This is a genomic window from Streptosporangium canum, from assembly GCF_900113865.1.
GTDB lineage: Bacteria > Actinomycetota > Actinomycetes > Streptosporangiales > Streptosporangiaceae > Streptosporangium > Streptosporangium canum.
Window position 1 is genome coordinate 1 of record NZ_FOQY01000042.1, and the last position, 13408, is coordinate 13408.

Below are 13408 nucleotides of genomic sequence, written 5' to 3' on the forward strand. Positions count from 1 at the left end.
CGCCATCAGGATCGCCCGCTGCCGGCTGAAGTTCGCCGCACGGGTACCGCAGCTCCACAGATTGGACGGTGGTCTACGGTCACGCATTCGCGATCCCCGCATCCCCGCCCCCACCGGGCGGCCACATGCGGAAGCAAGTAAGTCGGCCACATGGCCGGTAGATGGTGTTGAACCTCGTGGGCCCCGGCGCATCATAGCGCCGGGGCCCCTATTGGCATTCGGGAAGGTATATGGATCAAGCACCGATAGCGTCGGCCGTCCGATCGAGCCCCACGCTCCGAGACACCGCCGACAGCGCCCACCCGGCCGAAAGGCCCTCCGCCGCCTCCGGCGGCACCCCAGGTCACCGATTCGACGACGAGGACTACCCCGCCTACAGCATGGGCCGGGCCGCCGAAATGCTCGGCGTCACCCCGGCGTTCCTGCGCAGCCTGGGCACCGCCAAACTGATCGAGCCGCAGCGCTCCGACGGCGGTCACCGCCGCTACTCCCGCTACCAGCTACGCCTGGCCGCCCGCGCGCGGGAGCTCGTCGACCAGGGCACCGCCCTGGAGGCCGCCTGCCGCATCATCATCCTGGAAGACCAGCTCGCCGAGGCTCTGCGCATCAACGCCGAGCTGCAGCAGCCCCGCGACCAGCGGCCTGAGAACACCGACCGCCGCTCAGCATGAGAGCCGGTGATCACGGCCCTCACCGGCGATCCAGCAGTCCGCGGCCCCCTGCCCCATAGCGGCAGGGGCCGTGTCGGCTATCCCACTCGGGGCCGGATGAGGGGATCGGACGTGTCCGGGAGGGAGGCTTCGGGAGACGGCGGGCCGGCGGGGATCTCGCACCACACGGTCCGGCCGGGGCGGCGCTCGTGGGTGCGGTAGCCCCAGTTCCCGCCCGAGAGCTCGCTGACGATCGCCAGCCCCCGGCCGCCCTCCGTCAGCAGGCACGCCGGGCTGGACGAGGGCGTGCTGCACCGCCCCGTCGCGGGACCGGACGTGATGAGGGGCCAGTTCGAGCACCTCCTCGACGCCGGGGAGAGCCCGCGAATCTCCCTGCAGGTCCTTCCCTACGCGGCGCTGAACGTGCTTGGCTTGTTGGGAAGTTTCACCGTCGCGGACCTGCCGAGGGGAAACCGCCCCGTGGCCTACATCGACTCGCAGAGCATGGACGACCGGGTCAGTGACCGGTCCCACGACATGAGGAACCTGGCGTTCAGATACGACACGATCCGCGCCGACGCCCTGTCCCGGCGCGAGTCACTCAGCCTGATCAAGGAGACGATGCGCAGATGGACGGCCTGACCCGGGAACTCCGCACCGCCCGATGGCGCAAGTCCACCCTCTCCGGCGACGACGGAAGTGACTGCGTCGAGGTCGCCGAGCTGTCCGGCGGGCGGCGGGCCGTACGCGACAGCAAGGACCACGGCGGCCCCGCGCTGGTCTTCACCCCCGGAGAATGGGCCGCCTTCGTCGGCGGCGTGAAGAACGGCGAGTTCGGCTGACCCCAGCCGCCCGAAGCTCTCCAGTCACCCGCCTGGAGAGCTTCCCTCAGAGGTGACCTCGGCCCGCGTCGGCGGAACAGGCAGGGGTTCGACCAGGCCTTTCCGTGCGCAACTACCCGTGACCGAGAACCGATATTCGATATAACCGAAGATGAATTCGGTTTATGCGAAGCACCGTCGCGCCAGTGCGCGACCGCCATGCGCCCGGGAGACCTCCTCTCGCCGATTCTCACCGACGGGTTCCCGATGTCAGCTCACCGGTGGGCGAACCGGTCGATCGCGTCGAGTATGTGCGTGCGCATCGTGTCGCTGCCCGTGTGCCCCGAATCGTTGACGATGATCAGCTCGCTGCCGGGCCAGGCGCGGGCGAGCTCCCAGGCGGTGTCGGCCGGGCCGCTCAGATCGAGGCGGCCGTGGATCAGGACGCCGGGGATCCCGGCCAGGCGGCCCGCCTCGCGCAGCAGGACGCCTTCCTCCAGCCACGCGCCGTGCGCGAAGTAGTGCGCGCAGATCCGGATGAACGCCAGCAGGTCGGCCGGAGGACGGTCGCCGTAGGGGTTCGGCGTGCCGTTCGGCTCCATGGAGACCACCACGTCCTCCCAGGTGGACCAGTCGATCGCGGCCTTCTCCCGCACCTGGACGTCGGGGTGCTCCATGAGGCGCGCGTAGGCCGCGACGATGTCGCCGTCGCGGTCGGCCTCGGGGACGCCGTCCCGGAACCGCTCCCACTCCTCGGGGAAGAACCGCCCGACGCCGCGATACAGCCAGTCGATCTCCGATCGCCGGGTCGTGGTGACGGAGGGGATGACGATCTCCGTCACCCGCTCCGGGTGGCGCTCGGCGTAGGCGAGGATCAGCGTGGACCCCCACGAGCCGCCGAACAGCAGCCAGCGGTCGACGCCGAGGTGCTCGCGGAGCCGTTCCATGTCGGTGAGCAGGTGCTCGGTGGTGTTGAGGCTCATGTCGGCGGCGGGGTCGCTCGCGTGCGGCGTGCTCCGGCCGCAGTTGCGCTGGTCGAACAGGACGACCCGGTAGCGCTCCGGGTCGAAGTAGCGGCGGTGGCCGGCCGTGCATCCCCCTCCCGGCCCGCCGTGGACGACGAGGGCGGGCTTGCCGTCCGGGTTGCCGCAGACCTCCCAGTAGACGAGGTTGCCGTCACCGGTGTCGAGCATTCCGTGGTCGTACGGTTCGATCGGCGGGTAACTCGCGGTCATGTCATGGTCCCTTCGTCGATGAAAACACAACAGCGCTGTTACATTATGGGGGTGGATCTCCCCGGCCCCGCTACCCCCGCCACCGGGCCCGTTCGAGGGCGCGACAGGCTGACGCCGATGCGTGGACGGTCCGTTCCTATACTCCAGTGGTAGCCGTGGGGTAGGGAACAGCCAGGTCGGACGCCCCTTCGGGGAGAGAGTCGGAGCGGGCGGGAGATTCTCGCGATCCGGTGGCGCAAGAATGCGGCGCCGGCTCCGACTCCATGGAGAACGGCGCCTTCGGAGGTGCCGTCCGGCCATTGAAGGAGACGACGCGTGAAGTTCATGTTGATCATGCACAACAACCCGCAGATCTGGGACGCGCTGACCGAGGAGGAGCGCAACGAGGTGATGAGCGGCCACGGCCCGTTCATGGAGACCATCAAGAAGTCCGGGGAGATGATCGGCACCACCGCGCTGGCCGACCCGTCGCAGAGCGCCGTGGTCCGGGTCCGGGGCGGCGTCCCGGCGGTGACGGACGGGCCCTACCTTGAGGCCAAGGAGTACCTCGGCGGCTACTACCTGGTGGAATGCGACAGCCGGGAGCGCGCCCTGGAGCTGGCCGCGCTCATCCCGGACGCCGGCGTCGAGGGCCTCGGCATCGAGGTGCGGCCGGTGCTGTTCGCGGGCACGGCCGACGACTGAGCCCACGGTGAAGTTCCTGCTGAATCTCTACCGGAACGCGGCCGACCTGCCGGGGGAAGGGCTCGGCCATGAGGAGTTCCTGGCCGTGGCCGGGCAGGCAGGGGAACTGATCAGCGCTCACGTGTTCGCCGATCCGTCCATCAGCGCCGTCGTACGGGCTCGGGACGGTGTGGTGACCGTGACCGAGGGTCCGTACCCGCAGACCCCGGATCATGTCGCGAGCCAGTATGTGGTCGACTGCGAGAGCCGCGAGCGCGCCGTTGACCTGGCCGCCCTGATAGCGGGCGGTCAGGCCGGCGGCGTGGAGGTGCGGCCGCTGATGGACTCGGCCGGGATGGAGATGTGAGCACGGCCGAACACCTCGGGGACCTGCTGCGCGAACTGGCGCCGCAGGTCCTCGGCGTGCTCCTGCGCCGGTACGGCGGGTTCGAGGAGTGCGAGGACGCGGTGCAGGAGGCGTTGCTCGCGGCGGCGACGCAGTGGCCCGCCGAGGGTGTCCCGGAGAACCCGCGTTCCTGGCTGGTCACCGTCGCCTCCCGCCGCCTGGTCGACCAGATACGCAGCGAGCAGGCGCGCCGCCGCCGGGAGGTCACCGCGGCGGTACGGGAGGCGCCGGACGCCGGCCTCGCGCCGGCGCCCGGCGAGGAAGGCCCGGGAGACCAGGACGACACGCTCGCGCTGCTGTTCCTGTGCTGCCACCCGGCGCTGACGCCCGCCTCCCAGGTGGCGCTCACGCTGCGCGCCGTCGGAGGGCTCACCACCGCCGAGGTGGCGCGGGCGTTCCTGGTGCCGGAGGCCACCATGGCGCCGCGGATCAGCCGCGCCAAGCAACGGATCAGAGCCGTCGGCGCGTCGTTCGCGATGCCGCCGCCCCAGGAGCGGGCCGAACTGCTGGACGCGGTCCTGCACGTGCTCTACCTGATCTTCAACGAGGGCTACACCGCCAGCTCCGGAGCCGACCTGCACCGCGGCGAGCTCACCGCGGAGGCGATCCGGCTCACCCGGATGGTGCACCGGTCCTTGCCGGATGACGGCGAAGCGGCCGGGCTGCTGGCGCTGATGCTGCTGACCGACGCCCGCCGTACGGCCCGCACCGGCCCGGACGGCGCCCTCATCCCGCTGGCCGAGCAGGACCGGAACCGGTGGGACGCCGCCATGATCGAGGAGGGCGCGGCGCTGGTCACCGACGCCATGTCCGCCTCGCTTCTCGGCCCTTACCAGCTCCAGGCGGCGATCGCCGCGCTGCACGTCCAGGCGCCGCGGGCCGAGGACACCGACTGGGAGCAGATCCGCCTCCTGTACGGGATCCTCGCCCGGATCGCGCCGAACCCCATGGTCACGCTCAACCACGCCGTCGCGGTCGCGATGGCCCGTGGGCCCCGGTCCGGACTCGAACTGCTGGAAAGCCTGGACGGCGACCCCCGGATCGCCCGCCACCACCGCCTCCACGCCGTGCGCGCCCACCTCCAGGAGCTGGCCGGCGAGTACGCCGCCGCACGGGAGAACTATCGGCTGGCGGCCCGGCGCACCACGAGCCTCCCCGAACAGCGCTACCTGCGAGACAGGGCGGGCAGGCTGGAGCGACAGCGGCTCCCGAGCAAGGACGAAGGGCGTGATGACCGATCAGCCGCGGTTGTCGACGAAGGCACCGGCTCGGGCCGCGGCGAGCGCCACGACGACGGCCCGCGCGGCGGTGCGGGCGTCGACCGGCTCCCGGCTGACGACCGTGCGGTAGTACAGCGGCGCGGAGATGGCCCGGATGACGTCGGCGGAGTCGGTGCCGGCGGGTAGTTCTCCTCGGTGAACGGCGAGCTCGACCCGGCGCGCCCATTCACCGATGCGCCGCGCGTAGAACTGGTGGAGCGCCGTGGCCGCGGCGTTGTCGCAGGTCGCTGCCGCGATCATCGCTTGGAACGTCGCCCCGAGCCGCGGGTCGGTGAGCGCGTCGAGCACGCTCGTGGCGTTCTCCAGCAGATCGGCCTCAAGGTCGCCGGTGTCCGCATGGGCCACCGACCGATCGGCCAGGTCCGTCATGAGATCGGTGATCAGCCCGATCGGCCCGCCCCAGCGCCGGTACACGGTGGTCTTGCCGACACCGGCCCGGTCGGCGATCCGGTCCATGTTGAGGCCGTGGAACCCGTGCTCCCCGAGCGCGTCCTGGGTGGCCTCGAGTACGGCTTCGCGGACCCTGGCGGTACGGCCGCCGGGCCGGAGGGTTCCGGGTGACACATCCACAGTGACGCTCCTGACGCGTTCGGTCCTCCGGACAGCTTAACGAATCCCGAATCCCATTAGTGCGGGCATGGGGTGCAGATCGTGTCGATGACCTCCAAGTGTTCTGCAAGTGCGGAGGCATATCTATCGACATGTCATGAAAACGCTTATGTGTCTGGAGCCTCTCTCCATGCGTACCGGTCTCCGCGTCCTGCTCGGCCTGACCGCCGCCGCGGCGCTCACCCTCGGCGGCTCGACCCCGGCCTCGGCCGCCGCCGCCGACCCCTCCGTCTGGAGATGGGGCCCGATCTACTCCGGCGACGGCCACGCCGAGGCCCGGGGCAAGGTCGCCGTCGGCCAGTCGGGGTTCGTCGTGTACGGCACGCTGGAGGACACCCGGGGTTCGGGCTGCTCGTGGGTCCACGTGCGCTACCTGAGCGCGCGGAACGGGCGGTGGCACACGGCGTCCTACTACAACTGCGTCCCGGGCGCGGGATCGTTCCGCAAGAACGTCGGCGGGGTCCTGCAGATCAAGGCGAAGGCCTGCCGGGGCAACTCCTCCCGGCCGACCGGATGGTGCTCGCGGTGGAAGACCATCTACACCCAGGGCGGCTGACCCACCGGGATCATCGGCTCACCGTTATCGCGACCTCCATCCCCACGCTCTCCCCCTCCTCCATCAGCCCGATCTGGCGGAGGCGGGACAGGTCCACGCCCAGCCCGCGCTCCTCCGCCGCGGCGAGCAGCGCGAGCACGGCGGGATGCGTGACACCGTCGACGACCGTCACCGGGTCCTCGAACCGCCAACGCACCACCAGTTCGGGCGCGGCCTCGACGGTGCCGGTCTCGACCGTCCATCCCGGCACCGACCATCCGGCGGGCAGCGAACGGGCGATCGGCCAGCAGCACACCAGCTCGATCGCGGTGTCACTGCCGGGCGCGGCCCGGAGCGTCGACCAGAACGGCCCCGTCGGCGTGTCGCCGGCCTCCGTCAGTGCCCGCCACAGCGCGGCGAACGCCTCGTTGACCCGCTCGTCCACGCTGTCCACGTCCGCGGCGGGATCGTCGTCGCCCGGCACCGGCCACACGACGCCCGCCCAGTGCTGCCGCGTGGCCAGGCGCTCCTCCACCTGCCATTCGTGGCGATCCGCACCGCTCAGCAACCGGTCGAGGGTTTCGAGCGCGGCGTCCTGGCGCTCCCGCTCCGCGGCCATCCGGGCGCGGTGCTCGGCGAGCACCGCGGCGGCGGGCGGGTCCGCCAGCAGCCGGGGTGCGTCGGCCAGCGGGACACCGGCGGCGCGCAGCGTTTTCAGCCGGATCGCCGGCTCGAACTGGGACGCGCTGTAGCGGCGGTGCCGCGACCACGGATCGACCGAGGCCGGCTTCAGCAGGCCCTGCTCGTCATAGAGGCGCAGGGCCTTCAGGCTCAGCCCGGTCAGCTCCGCGAATTCGCCGATGCTCATCATGGAGCCAGTGTGCGACCTCCCCCAGGGGCAGGATCCACTGCGCCCGGCGGCGATCTCCACCGGCCCGGTCCGGGCCTTCGGGCGCGCTACTGGCTGATGTTCTTGCGGAGCGCGGCGTAGTACAGCGCGATCCCCATGCCGCCCACCACGGCCACCACCCGGACGGCTGTCCCATCGGCTCCGACGACCATGACGGCCACCGCCATGGCGGCGGCGAAGACCAGGGGGACGGCGATATCGAGGGTCCTGCGGTTCACGATTCTCCTTGTCGGCTTCTCGACGGCACCACACGGCCCCGTCAGTCCCGGCCGGCGCCGTACGGCCCCGGGCGGGCGAAGGCGATCGTCTCACCGGGAGCTCTTGACGGGAAATCCCATGCCAGGAAATATCAGGAAGTGAACATATATCGGCATCCTGATATTTCCTGAAGGCGGCAGTGACGAGGACGCAGGATCAGCGCAGGGCCGACACCCGGGCCCGGCTGATCGACGCCGCCTCCGACCTGTTCGCCAGGAAAGGGTTCCACGCGGTGTCCGCCGAGGCCGTCAGCGCCGCCGCGGACCGCACGACCGGTGCCCTCTACAACCACTTCGGTGGCAAGGAGGGCCTGCTGCTGGCCCTGCTGGAGGTGTGGAAGGACCAGGCCGCGACCGACCTGCTCGCCGGGTTCGGGGAGACGACCGAACTCGACGACCGGCTGGCCGCGGTGTACGAAGCGATCACCGACGGGAATCGCGGTGCGTCATGGCTCCTGCTGGAGATGGAGCTGTGGCTGCACGGCGCGCGCGATCCCCACATCGGCGGACCCCTCGCCAGGCGGTACGCCGGCATCCGGTCCCTGCTGGCCGACGGCCTGACCGACTGGGCCGAGCTGGCGGGGGTGTCCCTCCGAAGATCACCCGAGCACACCGCGGTCGCGGTGCTGGGTGTGCTCATCGGCTGCGCGATCCAGCACCGGCTGGATCCCCCCGCGGTCGAGTCGCAGGCCGTCGTCGAAAGCCTGCGCGACCTGCTCGGCCTGTAGGGCCGGGTCCCGCGGAGCACGGTCCGCGGGGACCCGTCCCACCGGGCCGGGCCGCCTGGCCGTACCGCGACGCACTCCCCGAACACGCGCCGAAAGGGAGCCCACGAGATGCAGATCAACCTGCTTGAGGAGACCTGGGAGCGGGAAGTCCCGCACCGGCAGTTCGCCTACCTGCGCCGCGAGGCGCCCGTCCACTGGCACGAGGTGCCCGGCGACACCGGATTCTGGGCCGTCACGAAATATGACGACGTGAAGGCGGTCAGCCGTGACCCGCACACCTGGTCCACCGAGATCGGCACCGCGTTCATCCGCACCCAGACGCAGGAGTTCATCGACGTCGCGAGCCTGATGCTGCTCAACATGGACCCGCCCAAGCAGACCCGCTACCGCAGGCTGGTCAGCGCCGGGTTCACGCCGCGGATGATCGCCAAGCTGGCCGCGACCGTCCAGGCCCGCTGCGAGCGGATCGCCGACCGGGTCACCGAGCAGGGCGGCGAGGTCGAGTTCGTCACGGACGTCGCCGAGCACATCCCGCTGCAGATGATCTGCGAGATGCTCGGCGTCCCCGAGCGGGACCACCATCTGATCTTCGAGTGGTCCAACCGCATGGTGGGCTTCCAGGACCCCGACTTCCGTACCACCCCCGAGGACGGTGAGATCGCCGCCGCCGAGATCTTCGGCTACTGCGACGGGCTGGTCGAGGAGCGGCGCAAGGCGCCCCGCGACGACATCATCACCGCGCTCGTCCAGGCCGAGATCGACGGTGACCGGCTCAGCCGCGACGAGATCGACGCGTTCTTCGTGGTGCTCTGCGTGGCGGGGAACGAGACCACCCGCAACCTGATCTCCCACGCCATGCTCGCGCTGATCGAACGCCCGGACACCTACCGCGACCTGGCCGCCAACCTGGACGACGAGGCCTTGTGGCGCTCGGCGACCGAGGAGTTCCTGCGCTGGGGATCGTCGATCCACAACTTCCGCCGTACGGCGACGCGGGACACCGAGATCCGCGGCCAGAGCATCGCCGCGGGCGAGAAGGTGGTCACGTTCTACATGTCGGCCAACCACGACGAGGACGTCTTCGCCGACCCCCTGACGTTCGACATCCGCCGCACCCCCAACGAGCACGTGACCTTCGGCGGCGGCGGGCCCCACTACTGCCTGGGCGCGGGTCTGGCCCGCCTGGAGATCAGGTGCATGATCCGGGAGCTGCTCCGCCGCTTCCCGTCGGCCGAGCTCGCCGGCCCGGTCCGCCGCATGCGCTCCGACTTCATCAACGGCGTCAAGCACATGCCGGTCCGCTTCCGTTAGGCCCGCCTCCCCCGGCTCCGCCACCACCGGCGGATCCGGGGGACCCGTTCAGTCACGGGCCCGTCGCCCGCCACGGGAGCCGGGGAACCCGTTCAGTCAGGCCCGCCCCCGGCTCCGCCACCCACCGGCGGGTTCCGGGGACACGGCGGGGCTCAGCCGCCGTCGCCGTTCCGGGCCACCGTGACCGCCTCGGTGAAGCGGCGGTAGCGGGACAGCTCCCCGGCCACGGGATCCAGCACCAGCTCGCGGGCGACCTGGCCGATGCTCGCGCGCAGCGCCCTGGCCGCCCCGCGCGCCCGCCGCCGGCCGCCCAGCCAGGCGGCCACCCGGGAGAGCAGCGCGATCGACAGCCCGAGCAGGATCCCGCCGGTCAGCAGCAGGGTCGGCCAGGGCAGCTCGCCGGCGGTAGGCAGGTACGGCTGCGGAAGCCGGAGGTAGTCCATCCCGAGCAGGCCGATCAGCCACAGCGCGCCCGCCAGCATGGCGGCGAACACCGCCCACTGCGCCAGCCCGGCCACCCGCCACCACACGGGCCGCCTGACCGGACCGAGCGAGGTGGCGGCCACGGCCCGGTCGAGGCCGTCCTCCAGCTCGTCGCCGTGCGAGCGGGCCGCCTGCCGTACGGCCGCCGCCCACGGAGCGGGCAGTCCCTTCGAGGCGGCCCCGGCGGCCTCACGGATCGCGGTGTCCATCCGGGAGCGCTGCACGACGGTCGTGACGGGGATCGAGGTCCGGCCCACGGGTCCGCCGGAGCTCCGCGCCCCCGGGGTGCTCAGCCGGAGCCGGCGGAGCGGGTCGGGCCGGAACCTGCGGATCCACCGGGTCAGCGGCCAGCCGGTGGCGGCGACCGACCGGTGCCGGTGGGCCTTGGCCACGGCCTCGACGACGGTCGGCACCCCGGCCGCCTCCGACAGCGCGTCGGTCAGCGGCCCGGCGAGCCCGTCCACGGACACCTCCGGCGCCGCCGTCGCGACCGCGTCGGAGCCGGAACGCGCCCCGGCGCCTGGAGCGGCACCCGCCCCCGGGCCGGAGCCGCCGGTGCGGGCGCCCGCACCGGCGGACGCCCTGACGAGCGCGTCGGCGGCCGTGCCGACGTCGGCGGCCAGGCGGGCCGCCCAGGATCGCCGGTCGGCGACCCGGGAGGCGAGCAGGGAACCCAGCTCGGGGAGCCCCGCCCCGGTGCGCGCCGAGACGCCGACCAGCGGCACCCCGGCCAGCCCGTCCTCGTCGAGCAGCCTCCGCAGATCCTTCAGGCACCGCTCGGCGGCGGCCGGGGTCAGCCGGTCGACCTGGTTGAGGACGACGACCATGACGTCCCGGTGCCGGGCCAGTGGCCGGAGATACCGCTCGTGCACGGCCGCGTCGGCGTACTTCTGCGGGTCGAGCACCCACACCAGCAGGTCGACCAGCTCCACCAGCCGGTCCACCTCCAGCCGGTGCGCCGACTCGATCGAGTCGTGATCGGGCAGGTCGAGCAGGATCAGCCCGGCCGCGTCGCCCTCCGTCCAGCCGTCCAGACCGGGGACGACGGCCGCGCCCCGCCCCTCGGGCCCGCCCGCGTCGTCTCCCACCCGGGCTCCCTGACCTTCCGGCCCGCCCGCGTCGTCTCCCACCCGGGCTCCCCGGCCGGAGGCGACGGCCGCGCCCCGGCCGGCCGGCGTCTCCGGCCCGGACCAGGCGCCGGCGGGCGACACCTCGTGACGGCGGGGGATGTCCAGCCAGTCGAGCAGCGGCCCGGACCCCGCGCCCCGCCAGAGGGCGGCCTGGGCGGTCGAGGTGGTCGGGCGGGTGACCCCCACCGTGGCGAGGCCGGTGCCGGACAGCAGGTTGAACAGGGAGGACTTGCCGCTGCCGGTGGCGCCGGCCAGCGCGACCGCGGTGTGGTCGATCGACAGGCTCCGCCGTACTCCGGCGCGGGAGACCACGGAACGCGCCCCGGCCACCGCGTCGGCGTCCAGCCGCCCGTCGGCGAGGTCGGCGGCCTCCGCCAGGCCCTCCAGCCGGCCGTCCAGGGAGACCGCGTTCCTGCGCCGCTTCAGCAGCTTCACCTCTCCCCCCTCTCCCGGTCGGTCCCGCGGGGGACGGCGTCCGTGGGCTGATCGAGCGGCCCCGGCGTGGCGGCCGCGCCGCCGGCCGGGAGCGTGAGCCTGACCGGTGTGGCGGGGAGCCGCCCCGGACGCTCCTCGGCCGGCGGCACGGCCGGGCGGCCGGCCGGCGGGATCTCCCGCTGGTGGTCCCGTACGGCGTGCGCGGCGGCACGGAGGGCGGGGGCGGCGTCCTCGGGGGGCTGGACGGCGTCGAGGAGGGAGGTGAAGCGGGTGGCCTCCGCGCCCAGCAGCACGGAGACGCGGGCCCGCAGGTCGGTGCGGGCCTTGATGGTGAGGGTGCGGACGGCCTGGTCGCCGAAGACGGCCTCCAGGAGTTTCTGGCTCAGCACGCTGGTGCCTCCGGCGATGCCGACCTCGATGCCGGTCAGGCCGCCGGTGGAGGCGAACACCGCGAGCATCAGCAGCAGCCCCGCGCCGTTCACCCCGTAGGAGGTGAGCCGGGCCGTGGTCCGCCGGTCGGCGCCCTCCTCGCGGACCAGGCCGAGCACGTATCCCTGCCAGCCCCGCACCGCCGCCTCCGCCTTCGCGGGCAGGTCGGCCGAGGCCCTGCCGAGCCGCCCGGCCTCGGCGACCCCGGCCTCCTGGAGCAGGGCGCGGCCCGAGGGGTGCGACGACCACGACTCCAGCACGCGTTCGGCGGCGCCGTCGGCCGAGGCCCTGATCAGTGCCTCCACCCCGCTCTCCAGCGCGACCCGCAGCTCGCTCTCGGGCGCGGGGCGGCCGGTGAACATGGCCACCAGGCGGTCCCTGAACCGTCCCACCCGGTTCTCCAGGGAGCGCATCAGGTCACCGGTCCCGATGAAGTCCTGCCAGCGGGCCAGCACCTCGCCCCGGAGCAGTGACCCGTCCAGCATGCCCTCGTCGAAGGAGGCCAGTCCCCCGGCGTAGGCGGCGGCCGTCATCGCCCGCAGCTCGGCGGCCACGGCGTGCTGGCGGTCCACCGCGTCGGCGAGGGCGGGGACGCGGACGGCGAGGCTCTCCAGCGCGCCGGACAGGGTCTGGCGCACCACTGCGGCGCGGGCCTGGGAGTCGGCCGCGATGCCGGTCAGCCAGTCGGCGACCGGTTCGACCGCCGAGCGCGGCAGCCGGGCGTTCTCCTCGGGCAGCACCAGCTCCGGTACCTCGAACAGGCGGGTCCCGCCCAGCCCGTTGGCCTCCAGCAGCCGGGTCAGGTCCCTCTTCACCACGCCCAGGGCCTCCGGCGGGACCCGCGACAGGATGACGGCCAGAGCCGTGCTCCGATCCCTGGCCGAGCGCAGGAAGCCCCACGGCACCTCGTCGGCGTAGCGGGCCGCGGTGGTGGTGAACAGCCAGAGGTCGGCGGCGGCGAGGAGCTGGGCGGCCAGCTCGCGGTTGGCGGTGACGACCGAGTCGATGTCCGGCGCGTCGAGCAGGGCCAGTCCGGGCGGGAGCGCGGGGACGGTGACCACCCGGAGCGTGCCCGGCTCGCCGCGCCCCTCTCCCGTGACGCGGGGAAGGCCGGGCAGGACGTGCTGGGCGGTGAACCAGTCGCGGTCGGCGGGGCTGGTGACCAGGGTGGGGGCCAGCGTGGTGGGCCGCAGGACGCCGGGTTCGGAGACGTCGGCGCCGACGAGGGAGTTCACCAGGGTCGACTTGCCCGCTCCGGTGGAGCCGCCGACGACGGCCAGCAGCGGGGCGTCGATCGCGCTCAGGCGCGGGATCAGGTAGTCGTCGAGCTGGCCGGTCAGCTCGCGCAGCGCCCGGCGGTCGCTCCCGACGTCACCGGCCACGAGCGGGAACAGGTCGAGGCCGAGGTGGCGCCGTAGCTCTCGCAGCGCCTCAAGCAGACCGTCGCTCCCGTTCATAGGAGCGATCCTTCCCGCGAGGAAGGCCCCTAGACGTGATTTTGCCCCACCGCTCGACCGGGTCACGGG

Annotated in this window: 14 protein-coding genes and 1 pseudogene; 9 read left to right on the forward strand and 6 right to left on the reverse strand. The window is 72.7% G+C overall.

What is annotated here, in order from left to right; translation table 11 throughout:
• Positions 1 to 380: 380 nt before the first annotated feature.
• The 3 genes from BM085_RS37425 to BM085_RS37435 all read left to right on the forward strand — a co-directional run bounded on the left by BM085_RS37425 (position 381) and on the right by BM085_RS37435 (position 1492).
• On the forward strand, positions 381 to 671 hold the full coding sequence (locus tag BM085_RS37425; RefSeq protein WP_093891563.1) for a MerR family transcriptional regulator: 291 nt from the start codon (positions 381 to 383) through the stop codon (positions 669 to 671).
• 285 nt (positions 672 to 956) lie between these two features.
• Positions 957 to 1292, forward strand: a complete 336-nt coding sequence (locus BM085_RS37430) for a Scr1 family TA system antitoxin-like transcriptional regulator (protein WP_093891521.1) — start codon at positions 957 to 959, stop codon at positions 1290 to 1292.
• A complete protein-coding gene (locus BM085_RS37435) occupies positions 1280 to 1492 on the forward strand; it encodes a DUF397 domain-containing protein (RefSeq protein WP_093891522.1) in 213 nt (70 codons plus the stop codon). The genes BM085_RS37430 and BM085_RS37435 overlap by 13 nt, the downstream gene beginning before the upstream one ends.
• Before the next feature lie 254 nt (positions 1493 to 1746).
• Here BM085_RS37435 and pip read toward each other — a convergent pair whose 3' ends face one another.
• On the reverse strand, positions 1747 to 2706 hold the full coding sequence (gene pip / locus BM085_RS37440) for a prolyl aminopeptidase (RefSeq protein ID WP_093891523.1): 960 nt from the start codon (positions 2704 to 2706) through the stop codon (positions 1747 to 1749).
• Between the two features lie 324 nt (positions 2707 to 3030).
• Between pip and BM085_RS37445 the strand changes: the two genes are divergently transcribed.
• The 3 genes and pseudogenes from BM085_RS37445 to BM085_RS47265 form a co-directional block, all read left to right on the forward strand.
• Positions 3031 to 3390, forward strand: a complete 360-nt coding sequence (locus BM085_RS37445; RefSeq protein ID WP_245789925.1) for a YciI family protein — start codon at positions 3031 to 3033, stop codon at positions 3388 to 3390.
• A gap of 7 nt (positions 3391 to 3397) precedes the next feature.
• On the forward strand, positions 3398 to 3736 hold the full coding sequence (locus BM085_RS37450; protein ID WP_093891525.1) for a YciI family protein: 339 nt from the start codon (positions 3398 to 3400) through the stop codon (positions 3734 to 3736).
• A pseudogene (locus tag BM085_RS47265) lies at positions 3733 to 4569 on the forward strand (RNA polymerase sigma factor); the annotation flags it as partial. The gene BM085_RS37450 and the pseudogene BM085_RS47265, both read left to right, overlap by 4 nt.
• A gap of 444 nt (positions 4570 to 5013) precedes the next feature.
• Here the strand turns inward: BM085_RS47265 and BM085_RS37460 are convergent.
• Positions 5014 to 5625 (reverse strand): TetR/AcrR family transcriptional regulator, encoded by a 612-nt coding sequence (locus BM085_RS37460; RefSeq protein WP_093891526.1) that lies wholly within the window; start codon positions 5623 to 5625, stop codon positions 5014 to 5016.
• Positions 5626 to 5794: 169 nt separating this feature from the next.
• Between BM085_RS37460 and BM085_RS37465 the strand changes: the two genes are divergently transcribed.
• Positions 5795 to 6220, forward strand: a complete 426-nt coding sequence (locus tag BM085_RS37465) for a hypothetical protein (protein ID WP_143121247.1) — start codon at positions 5795 to 5797, stop codon at positions 6218 to 6220.
• Positions 6221 to 6230: 10 nt separating this feature from the next.
• On the opposite strand, the gene BM085_RS37470 is transcribed toward BM085_RS37465, so the two are convergent.
• Together BM085_RS37470 and BM085_RS44950 are read right to left on the reverse strand one after the other, a co-directional pair.
• Complete coding sequence (locus BM085_RS37470) at positions 6231 to 7070, reverse strand: MerR family transcriptional regulator (RefSeq protein ID WP_177245467.1); 840 nt, start codon at positions 7068 to 7070, stop codon at positions 6231 to 6233.
• 86 nt (positions 7071 to 7156) lie between these two features.
• Positions 7157 to 7327, reverse strand: coding sequence for a hypothetical protein (locus tag BM085_RS44950; RefSeq protein WP_177245468.1), 171 nt, complete (start codon positions 7325 to 7327; stop codon positions 7157 to 7159).
• Positions 7328 to 7506: 179 nt separating this feature from the next.
• Between BM085_RS44950 and BM085_RS37475 the strand changes: the two genes are divergently transcribed.
• Positions 7507 to 8094 (forward strand): TetR/AcrR family transcriptional regulator, encoded by a 588-nt coding sequence (locus BM085_RS37475; protein ID WP_143121248.1) that lies wholly within the window; start codon positions 7507 to 7509, stop codon positions 8092 to 8094.
• A 108-nt stretch (positions 8095 to 8202) separates the two neighbouring features.
• Positions 8203 to 9405 carry a cytochrome P450 gene (locus BM085_RS37480; protein ID WP_093891529.1) on the forward strand — a complete coding sequence of 401 codons (1203 nt, stop codon included), beginning with the start codon at positions 8203 to 8205 and terminating at the stop codon, positions 9403 to 9405.
• 152 nt (positions 9406 to 9557) lie between these two features.
• Here BM085_RS37480 and BM085_RS37485 read toward each other — a convergent pair whose 3' ends face one another.
• Together BM085_RS37485 and BM085_RS37490 are read right to left on the reverse strand one after the other, a co-directional pair.
• The gene (locus tag BM085_RS37485) at positions 9558 to 11453 is read right to left on the reverse strand and encodes a P-loop NTPase family protein (protein WP_093891530.1); all 1896 of its coding nucleotides are present in this window, start codon (positions 11451 to 11453) and stop codon (positions 9558 to 9560) included.
• A complete protein-coding gene (locus BM085_RS37490) occupies positions 11450 to 13339 on the reverse strand; it encodes a P-loop NTPase family protein (protein ID WP_093891531.1) in 1890 nt (629 codons plus the stop codon). The genes BM085_RS37485 and BM085_RS37490 overlap by 4 nt, the downstream gene beginning before the upstream one ends.
• Between the last annotated feature and the right edge of the window lie 69 nt (positions 13340 to 13408).

What these genes read in the sequence shown, in the direction of transcription:
- BM085_RS37425 (WP_093891563.1), top strand. Translation starts at nt 381, where the DNA reads ATGGGCCGGGCCGCCGAAATGCTCGGCGTCACCCCGGCGTTCCTGCGC.
- BM085_RS37435 (WP_093891522.1), top strand. Translation starts at nt 1,280, where the DNA reads ATGGACGGCCTGACCCGGGAACTCCGCACCGCCCGATGGCGCAAGTCC.
- pip (WP_093891523.1), bottom strand. Translation starts at nt 2,706, where the DNA reads ATGACCGCGAGTTACCCGCCGATCGAACCGTACGACCACGGAATGCTC.
- BM085_RS37445 (WP_245789925.1), top strand. Translation starts at nt 3,031, where the DNA reads ATGTTGATCATGCACAACAACCCGCAGATCTGGGACGCGCTGACCGAG.
- BM085_RS37465 (WP_143121247.1), top strand. Translation starts at nt 5,795, where the DNA reads ATGCGTACCGGTCTCCGCGTCCTGCTCGGCCTGACCGCCGCCGCGGCG.
- BM085_RS37470 (WP_177245467.1), bottom strand. Translation starts at nt 7,070, where the DNA reads ATGATGAGCATCGGCGAATTCGCGGAGCTGACCGGGCTGAGCCTGAAG.
- BM085_RS37480 (WP_093891529.1), top strand. Translation starts at nt 8,203, where the DNA reads ATGCAGATCAACCTGCTTGAGGAGACCTGGGAGCGGGAAGTCCCGCAC.
- BM085_RS37490 (WP_093891531.1), bottom strand. Translation starts at nt 13,339, where the DNA reads ATGAACGGGAGCGACGGTCTGCTTGAGGCGCTGCGAGAGCTACGGCGC.